Origin of the sequence: Pseudomonas sp. NPDC087612 (genome assembly GCF_044743505.1) — a bacterium.
Classification (GTDB): domain Bacteria; phylum Pseudomonadota; class Gammaproteobacteria; order Pseudomonadales; family Pseudomonadaceae; genus Aquipseudomonas.
The window spans coordinates 13,842-27,536 of sequence record NZ_JBIUWO010000006.1 but is presented as its reverse complement, the minus strand read 5'-3'; the positions used below and the strand labels follow the sequence as shown (position 1 = coordinate 27,536).

The window sequence follows — 13,695 nt, the reverse complement described above, 5'->3', positions numbered from 1 at the left end:
CATGGCGGCGATGATTCACGCCCGATTGAAACTGGACCGCGGCGACTTCAGCCTGGATGTCGACCTGCAACTGCCCGGGCGCGGCATCAGTGCGCTGTTCGGCCATTCAGGCTCCGGCAAGACCACCTGCCTGCGCTGCCTGGCCGGGCTGGAACGGGCCCCTGAAGCCTACATCGAGGTCAATGGCGAGATCTGGCAGGACTCGCGCCGCGAACATTTCATTGCCCCGCACCAGCGCCCGATCGGTTACGTGTTCCAGGAGGCCAGCCTGTTCGCGCACCTGTCGGTGCGCGCCAACCTGACCTTCGGCTACAAGCGCATCCCCACCCAGCAGCGCAAGGTCAGCCTCGAGCAGGCCTGCGAACTGCTCGGCATCGAGCACCTGCTACAGCGCAAGCCAGCCACCCTGTCCGGCGGCGAAGCCCAGCGCGTGGGCATTGCCCGGGCGCTGCTAAGCAGCCCGCAACTGCTGTTGATGGACGAGCCGCTGGCAGCCCTCGACGGCCCGCGCAAGCGCGAGATCCTGCCCTACCTCGAGCGCCTGCACAGCGAGCTGGAGATTCCGCTGGTCTACGTCAGCCACGCCCAGGATGAAGTGGCACGGCTGGCCGATCACCTGGTGCTGCTTGAGCAGGGCAAGGTCCAGGCCAGCGGGCCGATTGCCGCCACCCTCGCGCGCCTCGACCTGCCGCTGGCCCAGGGCGACGACGCCGGGGTGATCATCGAAGGCCAGGTCAGCGCCTACAGCAGCGACTATCAGTTGCTCAGCCTGCAACTGCCGCACAGCCACCTGCAATTGCGCGTGGCCCACGAACCGCTGGCCGTGGGCATGCCGCTGCGCTTGAAGGTGCAGGCGCGGGACGTCAGCCTGAGCCTTGGTGCCGACCAGCAATCGAGCATCCTCAATCGCCTGCCGGTGACCGTCAGCGGCCATCGCCCGGCCGACAACAGTGCCCACGTGCTGGTCAGCCTGGACGCCGCCGGCACCACCTTGCTGGCGCGCATCACCCGCTACTCCGCCGACCAGCTGCAGCTGCACGCCGGCCAGTCGCTGTGGGCACAGATAAAGTCGGTGGCACTGTTGGGTTGAGCGTGCGGTCCATAGTACAAACCCCGCAACCGGACCTGCGCCATGCCCGACACCGCCCTGCCCGCCGCCTTGCATTATGTCGATGACAGCCAGCCAGGCCTGCGGCGCAAAAGCCTGCGTGGCAAGTTCGCCTACTTCGATGGGCAAGGCGGGCGGGTCAAAGATCCGGCCACCCTCGCGCGGATCAAGGCCCTGGTGATCCCCCCGGCCTACACCGATGTGTGGATCTGCGCCGACCCGCAAGGCCACCTGCAGGCTACCGGCCGTGATGCCCGCGGGCGCAAGCAGTACCGCTACCATGCCGACTGGCGCAGTTACCGCGACAGCCACAAGTACGCGCGCATGCTGGACTTTGCCAGCCTGCTGCCCAAGCTGCGCCGGCAACTGGACAGCCACCTGGCGCGGCCGGGGCTTGATCGGCAAAAGGTCATGGCCCTGGTGGTGAGCCTGCTCGACAGCACCTTGATCCGCATCGGCAACCGCCAGTACGCCCGCGACAACAAGTCTTACGGGCTGACCACCCTGCGCACCCGTCACGTCAAGGTCGACGGCAGCGCCATCCGCTTTCAGTTTCGCGGCAAGAGCGGTATCGAGCATCAGGTGACGGTGAAGAACCGGCGCCTGGCCAACCTGATCAAACGCTGCATGGACCTGCCCGGCCAGGACCTGTTCCAGTACCAGGATGACCAGGGCCAGCGCCACAGCGTCGGTTCAGCCGACGTCAACGCCTACCTGCAGGAGCTGACCGGCAGCGACTTCACCGCCAAGGACTACCGCACCTGGGCCGGCAGCGCCCTGGCCCTGAGCTTGTTGCGCCAGCTTGAATGGCAACCGGAGCAGGAGGCCAAACGTCAGATCGTCGAGACCGTCAGGCAGGTCGCCAGCCGCCTGGGCAACACCCCGGCGGTGTGCCGGCGCTGCTACATCCACCCGGCGCTGTTCGAGCATTTCACCCTCGGCGAGCTGGCCAAGCTGCCACGGGCGCGCACGCGCAAGGGGCTGGAGGCCGAGGAAGTGGCCCTGGCGCTGTTTCTGCAAAACCTGGCGGCCCCTTGAAAAGCCATTCAGCGAAACCCACCTTGGGTATCATGCAGAGAAATTTCCCATATTCCTTCAACCCCCCTATGCTTGCGGGTACGGGCAGCACTCGCTGCTTCGGAGTGCTCATCCAGCCAATCGGCACCTGCGACTAAAGACTCACTACAGAATCTGTGTTCGGGGGAATTAATATCCGCCGAAAGCGTCTTTAATGAAGGGAAAGAGGGATGCACCCCTGTGTGATCCCGGCTTCTGCGGGCCGCGCCCGCAAGGCAACTTACGTTACCAAGGAGATATACATGCTGATACTCACCCGCAAGGTTGGCGAAAGCATCGTCATCAACGATGACATCAAAGTCACCATTCTGGGCGTCAAAGGGATGCAAGTGAGGATCGGCATCGATGCACCGAAAGATGTTCAGGTGCACCGCGAAGAGATTTTCAAACGCATTCAGGCCGGTAGCCCGGCACCGGAAAAAGGAGGCGACGAGCACTAAGCAGCCCCCAACCGACTCAAGCCGCACGGATGCGCTTGATCCTGACACTGGCAACCCGCCCGGTTGCAGTCACAGGCCTCAAGGCGCCTCGGGCGTATCGACCAGTTCCTTCACTTTGGCAATCAGTTGCTCGATGTCGAAGGGTTTGTCGAACACGGCGGCGAACAGCCCGGGATTGTCCCGCCCCTTGTGAGCCTGCGCCCCGCTCATCAGTATGATCGGCAAGCCTTGCAAGAGTGGCTCTGCACGAATACTGACGGCCAACGCCTCGCCATCCATCACCGGCATCATGTAATCGGTGATCACCAACTCCACCCGCTTGCCTTTCAATACGTCCAGGGCCTTCTGCCCATTGCCGGCCAGCTCCACGTCGAAACCTTCGTCTTCCAGGGCCCAGCCGAGGATATTGGCGATCAGGTACTCGTCGTCGACGACCAGAATGGTGCTCATGCCGTTGCCACCCCCGGCCTCATGATCCAGGCACCTGCGAAGGCGTGCCGGACATCACCCCCGTGGCCTGGGTAAAGGCTTTTTGCAGGTCGATGCCATGGTCGCTGATGATCAGCTCCAGCAGGGCCGGGTCGTAATAGCTGTCGCGCACCTTGAGGATCGACAGCAAGCGCTTGAGCTCCGAGTCCATCTCGACAAAGCGCATCAACAGCAGGTTGTCGACAATGCTCGAAAGGTCCGGTGCCGGCGCGTTGATTTCCGAGCCGAAGATATCGCGCATCTCCCAAGTGGCCAGGACGCTGACGTCACGGGCCCGCAGCTCGCCGGTCAGGGCGCGGAAGAATTCATTCAGGCGCGTCGGGTTGCTGGCCAGGCGGGTGAACGCGCCGAGGCTGTCGATCAGCACGCGTTTGATGCTGTGCTGCTCGACCAGGCGCAACAAGCGCATGCCGACATCATCGAGCACGCCTTCGGTGGTCGGTTGCCAGGCAATGTGCAAGGCCTCGGCGCGCTCCATGGCGGCGAAGTCGTAGCCCAGGGCGCCGGCCTTGAGACGCAGGCGCTGCGGGGTTTCATAAAAGCCGAAATGCAGGCCGGGTTCTGCCGCTGTTGCCGCACCGAGAAAGCTCACGCCCAGTGAAGTCTTGCCGATGCCCGAGGGGCCCATCACCAGGGTCACCGAGGCGGCCGGCAGGCCGCCGCCGAGCAGGCGGTCGAACACCGGCACGCCGCTGGGAATGCGCATCAGTTCGCCCATGCCGTGCCCGCTGGGGTGGCTGTACAGTGATTCCAGGCGCGGGTAAACCTGCAGGCCGTGTTCGGTGATTTCGCATTCGTGAATACCCGACAATGCACCACTGCCGCGGGTCTTGCGCAGCTGGATCCGGCGCACCGAGCGGCTGCCCAGCAGCTCGTCACCCAGCTCGATGACGCCGTCGACCATGGTGTGTTCGGGGCTGCCGTCCTCCAGCCGCGAGCTGGTCAAGAACAGCACGGTGCAACCGGCGAAGGCGGCATGACCATGCAGCTCGGCGATGAATTTCTTGGTGTCCAGCGGCGTTTCCGCGCGCGATCGGGCATTGAGCAGGCCGTCGACGATCAGCAGGCTGGCCTGGTGGCGGCTGATCTCGCCGCGCAGCAGTTTTACCACTTCATCCAGGCCCTCTTGCTCGAGGGTGTCGAAGGCGCTGACGAACTGCAGCTGCGCGCCGATTTTGCCGGGGTCGAAAAAGCTCAAGGTAGACAGATACTGGAACAAACGCTCGTGGGATTCGCTCAGTAGCGTCGCCACCAGCACGCGCCCACCCTGGCTGACGTGATTGAAGGCCAGCTGGTTGGCGAGGATGGTCTTGCCCGAGCCAGGCCGGCCCTGGACGATGTAGGAAGCACCGACCACCAGCCCACCCTTGAGCAGTTCGTCGAGACCAGGAATACCGGTGGCCAGGCGTTTGAGTTGTTCCACGATGCTATGCACCTCCGCGTTCAGGGTCGGGGTTGGCGGTGTAGACCGGCAGGTAGACACTCATGCAGGTGCCCTTGCCCGCTTCACTGCTGACGCTGACCGTGCCGTTGCTCTGCTTGGCAAAACCATAGACCTGGCTCAGGCCCAGGCCGGTGCCCTTGCCAAAACTCTTGGTGGTGAAAAAAGGCTCGAAGATGCGCGGCAGTATCTTGCTGTCGATACCCCGGCCGGTGTCGCTGACACTGATGCAGACAAAGCGCCCGAGCAAGCCGTCGGGACGCCCCTGCAGCTCGCAGTTGCGCGCCTGCATGGTGATCGTCCCCTCGCCGTCGATGGCATCGCGGGCATTGAAGATCAGGTTGAGCAAGACCATCTGCAACTGCCCGGCGTCGACTTCGACATCCCACAGTTCATCGGCCAGCAGCACCTGCAACTCCACCGAGACAGGCAAGGTCTGGCCAAGCAGCAGACGTGTCGATTCGACCAGGTCCGGTACCTTGATGCGGCCGAACTTCAACGCCTTGTGACGGGCGAAACTGAGCAGCTGCTGGGTCATCTGGCTGCCACGCTCGCCAGCGTCGAGGATGTGCTCGAGCAAGCGCCGGGTGCGCTGCGGGTCGCGGCTGTTGAGGGCCAGGCGCGCCGAGCCGATGATGATGGTCAAAAGGTTGTTGAAGTCGTGGGCCATGCCCCCGGTCAACTGGCCGAGGGCTTCGAGCTTTTGCGACTGGAACAGCTGGGCACGGACCTCATCGAGTTGCAGCGCCGCGTCACGGCGGTCGGTGATGTCGCGGGTGATCTTCGCCAGCCCGACCACCTCGCCGTCCGGCGACTTGATCACATCCAGCGCCACCAGCGCCCAGAACAGCGTGCCATCCTTGCGCTGGCGCCAGCCTTCATCCTGGGCGCCACCGGTGCTCAAAGCCCGTTCAAGCAGCCGGGCCGGCTTGCCATCGGCACAATCTTCGGGGGTGAAGAACATCGAGAAATGCTTGCCGATGACTTCTTCGGCGCGGTAGCCCTTGATCCGCTGGGCGCCTGCGTTCCAGGACACCACATGGCCTTCGAGGTCGAGCATGTAGATGGCGTAGTCAACCACTGTTTGCACCAGTTGCTCGAAGCGACTGGCGTGCATCACATGAAGTTCGGAGTCGGATGAGACCATGGCTGCCCCACGAAGCCGTAGATGGCTTGTCTGGATATGACAGCATACGCTGCAAGCGATTCCCTGCGCTGGTCTAAAACTTAGTCGGAATCTTGCGCCACTGCCAACCGCCGACGCGGCAACGCCAGCTGGCCCAGGTAGGTACAGGTCGCCAGTACACCGATACCGGCAGTCAGCGCCAGCCAGCGCTGGCTGGCATCAAGGCTGCTGTCGGCGCTGGTTATCAGCAGCAATACCCCCGCCCCCAGCAGGCTCAGGAACAAAAACGCGGCAGCCAGCCAGACCTTGGCGAACAGCACGCGCCAGTACCATTTGACGCGCGGTTTGCCGGTGACGGTTTCAGCTGCGGCGTGCTTGGCCACGTTCCCTTGCCTCTATTGGATCCAACATGAAACCCACAGTGGCGCAATGACAGCAAGGAGTCAATTGCTCTATAGTCGCCCCGCACTTAAGACCTGCCACCTACCTCGAGGGAACGACGCGTGGCCGCAGACTTACGAATGAAAGCCATACACGACGATTTGCAAGCGACCGCCGCCGATCTTGAGCGGGTCTCACGCGACCTGCGCGGGCATGTGTTGTACCTGCAGCACTCCGTCCACCAGGCCGATGCCGTTGAAGTGCTGGGCAGGATTGCCGGCCTGAAGACTTCGGTGGATGACTTGCGCGGCGTCGCCGATAGCATCCACTACTGATCGCGCAGGCTGCGCGGCGTCTGCCCGAGGGTGCGGCGGAACATGCTGGAAAACGCCGCCGGGCTGTCGTAGCCAAGGTCCAGGGCAATTCGCGTGATCGCTTCGCCCTGGGCCAGCCGCGCCAGGGCCAGCAGCACACAGGCACGCTGGCGCCACTGGCTGAAGCTCATCCCGGTTTCGGCGCGAAACCAGCGCCCGAAAGTGCGCAGGCTAACATGCAGTTCACCCGCCCAATGCGCGGGTGATTGGTGCGCATCAGGCGTGCGCAAAAAAGCCTGGCAACGCATGAGCAGCGCCGGGTCACGCGGCAGCGGTATGTGGAACGGCAAGCTGGCCGCGGCCCTCAGCTCATGCAGCAGCAGGTTGACCAGCGCCCCGTCCCTGCCCTGCTGGTCGTACTCCAGGTCCATCTCCACCGCCGCCAGCAACAACTGGCGCATCAGCGCTGAAACCTCCAGCACCTGGCACTCGCCCGTCAACATCAGCGCATCGGCTTCGATGTACAGGCTGCGGGTACTGACGCCGAGCATCAGCACCTCATGCTCCACCCCCGGGGCAATCCACACCGCCCGTTGCGGCGGCACGACCCAGTCGCCGGCCGGCGTGCGCACCTGCATCACTCCGGTGGCACCATAGAGCAGTTGCGCGCGACGATGGCGATGGCGCGCCAGCAGGAAGCCGTCGGGATAATCAGTGCCAATGGCAACCACGGCGCGGGGCGTAGCATCGAGCAGATTGATCGAGACATTGTACATGGGGCAAGTCCGTGGCCGATTGGCGATCATTATTGACCGTTTTGCTCAAGCCGGCCAAATCACTGCTGGTTAACCTGTCGCTCCTGACCCGCAAAAGGACGACCCTCCATGCTTCTTGTACTCCTGGCCCTGTTCGGTTGCCTGAGCGGCATCACCACGGTGCTGTTCGGCTTTGGCGGCGGCTTCGTCGTCGTGCCGCTGTTGTATCACCTGCTGCGCATGAACCCGGCCACCACCGGCTCGGCCATGCAGATTGCCGTGGCTACCTCCACCTGCGTGATGATTGTCAGCGCCGCACTGGCCACCCTCAAGCATTGGCGTGCTGGCAACCTCAACCGTGAATTCCTGTGGCCATTGGCAGCGTACATCGCCCTCGGCGCGGTGATCGGCGCCGCCCTGGTGGGCGCCCTGGCCAGTGAATGGCTGCGCTGGGCGTTCATCCTCTACCTGGCATTTACCCTGCTCGACTGCCTGCTGCGCGAAGGCTTTGTCCACGGCCAGGCTTCAGCGCGCCCGCTCGGGCCCGTGAGAACCGCCACTTGCGGTGTGCTGATCGGCAGCATTGCCAGCGTGCTGGGGGTTGGGGGCAGCGTCATGAGCGTGCCGTTGCTGCGCCGCCGCGGGCTGGGCATGACCCAGGCCACCGCCATGGCCAGCCCGCTGACCTTGCCGGTAGCGCTGGCGGCGACGGCGACCTACCTGATTACCGCCAGTAGCGATTTCGGGCCACGGTTTGTCGGTTATGTCGATCTGTCGGCGTTTGCCCTGCTGGCCTTCGGCGCCTGGCTCGGCACCCGGCTGGCGGCGCGCTGGATCGGCAGAATCGACGATCGTAAGCATGCGCAGGTCTATCTCGGGCTACTCGCCCTGGTGCTGCTGAGCATGCTCTGGAGTTAGCCTGGGGCGCCGTCCAGAGCCTTGCACGCGGTTGACTCGAATATAACGATGGGTTATAAAGCTCGCTTGATTGAGGGATCAAATGCATTTCCCTCGAGCCAGTGCGAGTGTGGTGGAATTGGTATACACAGCAGACTTAAAATCTGCCGGCGTGAGCCTTGCGGGTTCGAGTCCCGCCACTCGCACCATCTTCTGAAAAGGCGCCTAAGGGCGCCTTTTTGCTGCCTGGGATTTACCCAGAATTGCCCTTATGCCTTTTTTGTGCACGCCGGGCCGCAAAACCTTCCGGCAACTGCTAAGGTAAAATTGCCCAACAACAAAGGAAGGCCGCCATGCGCTACACCCTCTTCGACAACCAGCGCGACGTTATCATCCTGCTGGCGCGGATTCTGCTGATGATCCTCTTCGTCATGTCCGGCTGGAGCAAGCTCACCGGCTTCGAGGGCACGGTCGGCTACCTGGCATCGCTCGGCGCGCCAGCGCCTACAGTGGCAGCCGCGGTGGCGGTGATCATGGAGTTCTTCGTCGCCATCATCCTCATCCTCGGTTTCTACACCCGCCCGCTGGCCTTCCTGTTTGCCCTGTTCGTGATCGGCACGGCACTGATCGGCCATCCGTTCTGGACCATGGTCGAGCCGGCCAAAGCAGCCAACACCGTGCAGTTCTTCAAGAACATGAGCATTGTCGGTGGCTTGCTGTTGCTCTCGGTCACCGGTGCCGGACGCTTCTCGCTGGACGGCCGCTAAACACGCCCTGCTTCCAGGTGCCGGCGGCTGCGCTGGTGCCTAGAGGTCGTCAAGGGTGTCGACGCCCTCGTCCCAGAATCCTTCGTCATCGCCTGCACAATCGCGGGCATCCTCGTCTTCGTCATCCTGCGGATCGAACAGCGGATTGACCTCGTCCTGCGGCTCGTACTCGTCCTCGGCAAACTCATGGTCAAGCAGGTGATCATGTTCGGGCTCGTGAATGTCCAGATCGTCGTCGTTCATCTCGGGGTCCTGTAGCATCGGGAACGTGGGGGCGCCTGTATAAGCCGAGCTCACCACGGCGTCAATATCAGCCCGTGCTGACAACCCGTGCTGAAAAGGGAAGCGTATTGCCAAGGAGCGACAGTGAAGTACCTGCTGATAGTCATCGCCAGCTATGGCGCAACATTCTTCGTGGTCGGCTCGATCATCGAGGCCCGGCTGCATGACCTGGCCGAAAACCTGCGCTACCGCGAACGGGCGCCGACCAAGGCGCAGTACCTGCGCGAGGTGCGCGCCAGCGTGCAACGTTCGAAATTTGAGGCCAGTGCCTGGCTGGGCACCTTGCTGGCCCTGCTTCTGTCGCTGGCGGCCTGGTGGTTGAGCTGAGCGTCGGCGCCGCAAGCGTGCCCGGCGATTGCGTCTATCCTCCAGCGATAGGCCCCTCGCGGAGCAACGCGCCATGTGCGGCAGGCTTTCTCAATACCGTGGCATTCACGACTTCGTCGACGCCCTGAGCATGCCAGGCGCCCTGGTCAACAACGTCGGCGATCAGGCACTGGGTCACTACAATGTGGCGCCGAGCACCCGCGTGGCGCTGTTGCACCTGCAGGCCGGTACCCTCCAGGCCGACTTGTTGCCCTGGGGCTGGCGCCCGCACTGGGCCAGGGACCGCGCAGCGCCGATCAATGCGCGCGTGGAGAAAGTCGCCCACGGCGCGTTCTTTCGCGCCATCTGGCCACAGCGGGCCATCGTGCCGATCGACAACTGGTTCGAATGGGTTGACCAAGGCGCAGCGAAAAAACAGCCTTACTTGATTCGCCGCAGCGATGGCCGCCCTGCCCTGTGCGCGGCCATCGGCCAGTTCAGTGGCGAGCATGCGGGGTTCGTGATCCTCACCGCAGACAGTGAAGGTGGCCTGCTCGACGTGCATGACCGCCGGCCTATCGTGCTGGCGCCGGCTGTCGCCCGGCAATGGCTGGACCCGGCCACCGCAGGCGAGCACGCCGAGCAGATGGCCTTGAACCTGGGCGAGCCGGCGGCGCGGTTCGAGTGGTACCCGGTCAGCGCGGCGGTCGGCAATGTGCGCAATCAGGGCGCCGAGTTGATTGATCGCAACCCGGCGTAAGCATTCATGGAAGGCAGTTCGTGAAGCTCGATGACTTCGGCGGCAATCGCCCGACAGCGTTTTACCCCCCAGACCATGGCCCGGGTCAGCGTAACTTCATCGAGACGGTCGTGATACTCCTCGACGACCGGTAAGCCGGCACTGGTATAAACCCCGAGAAACAACTGCGTACAACCACTGCGCGAAAGCCGCGCCTTGACATCAAGGGTAATTCCGGACTCCAGCGATTCTTCATGCTCCTGGCTGTGCAGTTGGCAGTCTGCCCAAGCCCAGTAGTGCGCGCCTCTGTACCTCATTATTATTTTCCTTGGTGAGTCGGCAGCACACGAAAGATATATAAAAAAAGTATGAAACAGAAGAACTCAATTGGCTGTTAAACAGGGTGCAATAGCGCCAGTGGCTATAAAGCATCCGGCGCGGGCTTCACATCAGCGAGACATACCAGGCGCCAAACGCAAGCAGCCCTACCGCCTGCAAAATCAACAGCGTACCGGCCCCTGCAGGCTTGCCGGCGAGATACCAGTAAGTGCCGACCAGCGCCAGGCACAGGCCGTTGGTGACGCCCAGGGTAAACACTGCCAGCGCACTACTAAGGCCGGGGAACTGGCCGCCGGGGTTGGCCAGCAAAAATACGAAAATAGCGCCGCCAATTAGCGCGACAACAATCGCCGCCCCGGCAAAAAAGCGCTGTGGCAAGAAAGGGTCGTCCATGATCAGTCCGTGGTTGAGATAGGCCGAGCATCATACCCGTTGGCGAAACCGCGGTTAATGAGCAGTTGGGCAATCCGGTTGAATCCCTGGCGTCAGGCCGAGTCACTACTAACGCAAGGCCCCTTTTCAACCATCCGCTTTGCCGAGGATCCACCATGAATGCCATCGACCTGCTTAAAGCTGACCACAAGACCGTCAAGGCCCTTTTAACGCAACTGAGCGAGTCCACCGAGCGCGGGATAAAAAAACGTTCGGAACTGCTGGCCAAACTGGAGATGGAAGTGGCCGTGCATACCCGGCTTGAAGAGGAGATCCTCTACCCTGCCTACAAGAAAGCCGGGGCCAAAGAACAGGTGATCATGTACCACGAGGCCAAGGAAGAACACCGCACCGTCGACTCGTTGGTGCTGCCCGACCTGAAAGTCACCGACCCGGGTACGCCCGAGTTTTCCGGGCGGGTGAAAGTGCTCAAGGAATTGCTCGAGCACCACATCGAGGAAGAAGAAACCGAGATGTTCCCGCAAGCCAAGAAGCTGCTTGGCAAGGACGTGCTCGAGGCCATGGGCGAGCAGATGGAAATGATGAAAGCCCAATACCGCAAGGACATGGCCAAGCAGGCGGCGTGAGGTTTATGTTGGTGGGTTAGTCACCAGGCTGCAGTGCTCAGTCGTGGGCTAACGGTGCTGGCCGCTCACTCAAACCATCGATCAGGCACCAGCCATTGCGGCCTTTATCCTTGGCCTGGTATAGCGCCGAGTCGGCGGCGCCCATCAGGGTGTCGGCGGCTACCGGTTCCTTGACCGGGTAACCCAGGGCAATCCCGGCACTTGCCGTGACCCGCCCCGCCGGGCTTTGCACATGCTCGATCGCCAGCGAGCGGATGGCCTGGAGAATGTCTTCGACAATCCTGCTGGCCCCGGCAGCATCGGTGTTGGGCAGCAGCAGGGTAAACTCCTCGCCGCCGTAGCGCACGGCCAGATCACCCGGTCGCTTGAGGCTGCTTTGTATTGCCGCGCCCACCGCACGCAGGCAGTCGTCACCGGCAGGATGGCCATAGTTGTCGTTGAAGCGCTTGAAGTAGTCCAGGTCCATCATTACCAACGCCAACGAGTAGCGTTGGCGCTTGGCGCGGCGAATTTCTTCTGCCAGGGCCGTATCAAGGCGGCGTCGATTACCCAGCCCCGTGAGGCTGTCGCTCAAGGCCAGGTCGCGGACTGTTTGATGCGCACGGCGCAGCGCAGCCTCCATCACCATGCGCTCGCGCAATTGGCGCAGCACCAACGCGCCAAAGCCGCCCAACCCGACCAGCAGCAACAGCAGCACGACGGCGGTCTTGATCAGGTCCTCTCGCCAAGGGTCAATGATCGATGCCCTCGACAGCCCGGCCTCCACCACCAGCGGGTAGGCGTCCAGGGCCTTGTAGGCATACAGGCGTTGAGTGCCATCGACTACGGCCGTGGTTTCGACGACGCCTTCGGGGGCCTGCGGCAGGTAGTCCTGGAAGATCTCGCTATCGGCCAGGCTGCCGCCGATTACCCGCTCGACAAACGGCCGGCGAACCAGGATGGTGCCGTCGCGCTTGGCCAGTACCAAGGCGCCGCGGTCATCAATCTTGAACGCGCCATAGAACTCGACGAAGTAATCAACCCTGACAGTCCCCAGCAGCACGCCGAAGAACGAGCCGTCGGGGTTGTTCAGGCGTCTGGAAATAGGAATGATCAGATCACTGGTCGAGCGGCTTTTGACCACCGCGCCGATGTAGACGCCGCGGTCGGTATGGGTGCGGTGATAGTCGAAATAATCGCGATCGGCGTTATTGGCATTGGTCGGTGTATCGCTCTTGTCGGTGACGATCCAGCGCCCGTCCGCGCCATACACGAACAACCCGTGCAACTGTGGCATCAACAAGGCTTGCTGCTTGAGCAGCCGGTGCAGCCGCGGGATGTTCATTCGGGTAAAACCGTCACCTTCAAGCCGCTCACCGAGCATCGCGGTAACCACATCGACCTGGCGGATCGCGTCTTCGGCATGCTGGGCGGTGGCGCTGGCAAGGTTGGTGACCGAATCATGGGCGCTGGCGAAAGCGTGCCGGTAGTCGCGCCAGATCCGCCAGCCCTCGATGGCGACGAACAGCAGCACGACCACCAGCATGAAGCTCAGGATCAAACGGAACAGCGGCGCTGAACGCCCTTCACGTGGCGAGAACGACTCGGCGGCTTCTTGCCCGTTCAGGTCATCGGATGGGTGCATACAGGTCCCTGCTCCATGAAACTCCCACCCCAGTGATAAACCACCTCCAGACCGACTGTTAATGCTTGCCGTTTAACATAGACCACCCAGGCCCGCGCACCTAGCGCCGCTGTGCAAAAAAGCGAATGAACATTCGAGGAAATCGGCCGTTTGCATGACCGTGGTGACCCGGCACTGCGGCACTAGCCGCAGAATGCCCCGTAGATCCGCTGCTGCTCGTTGACCTCAAGGTTCAGGCGGTCGGGAACGTAGCTCAGGTCGCGCCCAGGCGTCGACAACACGCGCACCGAACTCACCCCCGAAAGCACCTTGGCGACCAGCAGTACCTCCTTGCCCACTTCCTGGCCAAAGAGGATCTGCAGCGGCTCTGACGAGCACTCCTGAAGGTCGCTGGTGTAGGCACTGGAATCGTCGTTGAGGGTATCGGCGAGCTCGACTGCAACGACGCGAAACACCAGCCAGCCGACCAGCACCAGGGCGAGCCCGAGGATAAGGGTGGGGAGTGCGTCAAGCACACTGCGTGCTGCACTGTTGTCCATAAAAGAGCGCCTTGAAAGTCAGCTCAGACCGATCAGGCGAGCGCGAGTTCCC

General features: G+C 62.6%; 19 protein-coding genes and 1 tRNA gene. 10 read left to right on the top strand and 10 right to left on the bottom strand.

The genetic code is table 11. The features are described 5' to 3' along the window. Window position 1 precedes the first annotated feature (1 nt). The 3 genes from modC (at window position 2) to csrA (ending at window position 2,625) form a co-directional block, all read left to right on the top strand. Window positions 2-1,090 (top strand): molybdenum ABC transporter ATP-binding protein, encoded by a 1,089-nt coding sequence (gene modC / locus ACIOVF_RS13660; protein WP_045196718.1) that lies wholly within the window; start codon window positions 2-4, stop codon window positions 1,088-1,090. Window positions 1,091-1,132: 42 nt separating this feature from the next. Further along, complete coding sequence (locus ACIOVF_RS13655) at window positions 1,133-2,146, top strand: DNA topoisomerase IB (RefSeq protein ID WP_195883789.1); 1,014 nt, start codon at window positions 1,133-1,135, stop codon at window positions 2,144-2,146. Between the two features lie 281 nt (window positions 2,147-2,427). After that, entirely contained in the window at window positions 2,428-2,625 is a 198-nt protein-coding gene (gene csrA, locus ACIOVF_RS13650; RefSeq protein WP_010223936.1) for a carbon storage regulator CsrA, read from the top strand. 78 nt (window positions 2,626-2,703) lie between these two features. On the opposite strand, the gene ACIOVF_RS13645 is transcribed toward csrA, so the two are convergent. The 4 genes from ACIOVF_RS13645 to ACIOVF_RS13630 form a co-directional block, all read right to left on the bottom strand. Beyond that, complete coding sequence (locus tag ACIOVF_RS13645; RefSeq protein WP_045196714.1) at window positions 2,704-3,075, bottom strand: response regulator; 372 nt, start codon at window positions 3,073-3,075, stop codon at window positions 2,704-2,706. A gap of 19 nt (window positions 3,076-3,094) precedes the next feature. After that, window positions 3,095-4,540, bottom strand: a complete 1,446-nt coding sequence (locus ACIOVF_RS13640; protein WP_045196853.1) for an ATPase domain-containing protein — start codon at window positions 4,538-4,540, stop codon at window positions 3,095-3,097. Between the two features lies 1 nt (window position 4,541). After that, the gene (locus ACIOVF_RS13635; protein WP_045196712.1) at window positions 4,542-5,702 is read right to left on the bottom strand and encodes a nitrogen regulation protein NR(II); all 1,161 of its coding nucleotides are present in this window, start codon (window positions 5,700-5,702) and stop codon (window positions 4,542-4,544) included. Window positions 5,703-5,782: 80 nt separating this feature from the next. After that, window positions 5,783-6,064, bottom strand: a complete 282-nt coding sequence (locus ACIOVF_RS13630; RefSeq protein ID WP_045196710.1) for a hypothetical protein — start codon at window positions 6,062-6,064, stop codon at window positions 5,783-5,785. A gap of 138 nt (window positions 6,065-6,202) precedes the next feature. Here ACIOVF_RS13630 and ACIOVF_RS13625 point away from each other — a divergent pair, with 138 nt between their 5' ends. Continuing rightward, a complete protein-coding gene (locus ACIOVF_RS13625) occupies window positions 6,203-6,397 on the top strand; it encodes a hypothetical protein (protein ID WP_045196707.1) in 195 nt (64 codons plus the stop codon). Here ACIOVF_RS13625 and ACIOVF_RS13620 read toward each other — a convergent pair. Then, entirely contained in the window at window positions 6,391-7,152 is a 762-nt protein-coding gene (locus ACIOVF_RS13620) for a helix-turn-helix transcriptional regulator (protein ID WP_045196705.1), read from the bottom strand. The genes ACIOVF_RS13625 and ACIOVF_RS13620 overlap by 7 nt on opposite strands. A gap of 108 nt (window positions 7,153-7,260) precedes the next feature. On the opposite strand from ACIOVF_RS13620, the gene ACIOVF_RS13615 reads away from it, so the two are divergent. From ACIOVF_RS13615 to ACIOVF_RS13605, 3 genes are all read left to right on the top strand, one after another. Continuing rightward, complete coding sequence (locus ACIOVF_RS13615) at window positions 7,261-8,049, top strand: sulfite exporter TauE/SafE family protein (protein WP_045196703.1); 789 nt, start codon at window positions 7,261-7,263, stop codon at window positions 8,047-8,049. 103 nt (window positions 8,050-8,152) lie between these two features. Beyond that, window positions 8,153-8,237, top strand: a tRNA-Leu gene (locus ACIOVF_RS13610). 144 nt (window positions 8,238-8,381) lie between these two features. Next, the gene (locus ACIOVF_RS13605) at window positions 8,382-8,795 is read left to right on the top strand and encodes a DoxX family protein (protein WP_045196701.1); all 414 of its coding nucleotides are present in this window, start codon (window positions 8,382-8,384) and stop codon (window positions 8,793-8,795) included. Window positions 8,796-8,834: 39 nt separating this feature from the next. Here ACIOVF_RS13605 and ACIOVF_RS13600 read toward each other — a convergent pair whose 3' ends face one another. Beyond that, window positions 8,835-9,038 (bottom strand): hypothetical protein, encoded by a 204-nt coding sequence (locus tag ACIOVF_RS13600; RefSeq protein ID WP_045196699.1) that lies wholly within the window; start codon window positions 9,036-9,038, stop codon window positions 8,835-8,837. A 123-nt stretch (window positions 9,039-9,161) separates the two neighbouring features. Between ACIOVF_RS13600 and ACIOVF_RS13595 the strand changes: the two genes are divergently transcribed. Continuing rightward, window positions 9,162-9,404: a hypothetical protein gene (locus ACIOVF_RS13595; RefSeq protein WP_045196697.1), complete on the top strand. Its 243-nt coding sequence runs from the start codon at window positions 9,162-9,164 to the stop codon at window positions 9,402-9,404. A 73-nt stretch (window positions 9,405-9,477) separates the two neighbouring features. Next, window positions 9,478-10,143 carry an SOS response-associated peptidase family protein gene (locus tag ACIOVF_RS13590; protein WP_258716902.1) on the top strand — a complete coding sequence of 222 codons (666 nt, stop codon included), beginning with the start codon at window positions 9,478-9,480 and terminating at the stop codon, window positions 10,141-10,143. Here the strand turns inward: ACIOVF_RS13590 and ACIOVF_RS13585 are convergent. Together ACIOVF_RS13585 and ACIOVF_RS13580 are read right to left on the bottom strand one after the other, a co-directional pair. Beyond that, window positions 10,107-10,439 (bottom strand): hypothetical protein, encoded by a 333-nt coding sequence (locus ACIOVF_RS13585; protein ID WP_045196693.1) that lies wholly within the window; start codon window positions 10,437-10,439, stop codon window positions 10,107-10,109. The genes ACIOVF_RS13590 and ACIOVF_RS13585 overlap by 37 nt on opposite strands. A 127-nt stretch (window positions 10,440-10,566) precedes the next feature. Further along, entirely contained in the window at window positions 10,567-10,854 is a 288-nt protein-coding gene (locus ACIOVF_RS13580) for a hypothetical protein (protein WP_045196690.1), read from the bottom strand. 155 nt (window positions 10,855-11,009) lie between these two features. On the opposite strand from ACIOVF_RS13580, the gene ACIOVF_RS13575 reads away from it, so the two are divergent. Further along, the gene (locus ACIOVF_RS13575) at window positions 11,010-11,480 is read left to right on the top strand and encodes a hemerythrin domain-containing protein (protein ID WP_045196688.1); all 471 of its coding nucleotides are present in this window, start codon (window positions 11,010-11,012) and stop codon (window positions 11,478-11,480) included. A gap of 37 nt (window positions 11,481-11,517) precedes the next feature. Here the strand turns inward: ACIOVF_RS13575 and ACIOVF_RS13570 are convergent, their stop codons facing one another. Together ACIOVF_RS13570 and ACIOVF_RS13565 are read right to left on the bottom strand one after the other, a co-directional pair. Further along, complete coding sequence (locus ACIOVF_RS13570; RefSeq protein WP_401290018.1) at window positions 11,518-13,104, bottom strand: diguanylate cyclase domain-containing protein; 1,587 nt, start codon at window positions 13,102-13,104, stop codon at window positions 11,518-11,520. 182 nt (window positions 13,105-13,286) lie between these two features. After that, complete coding sequence (locus ACIOVF_RS13565) at window positions 13,287-13,643, bottom strand: I78 family peptidase inhibitor (protein ID WP_045196686.1); 357 nt, start codon at window positions 13,641-13,643, stop codon at window positions 13,287-13,289. Between the last annotated feature and the right edge of the window lie 52 nt (window positions 13,644-13,695).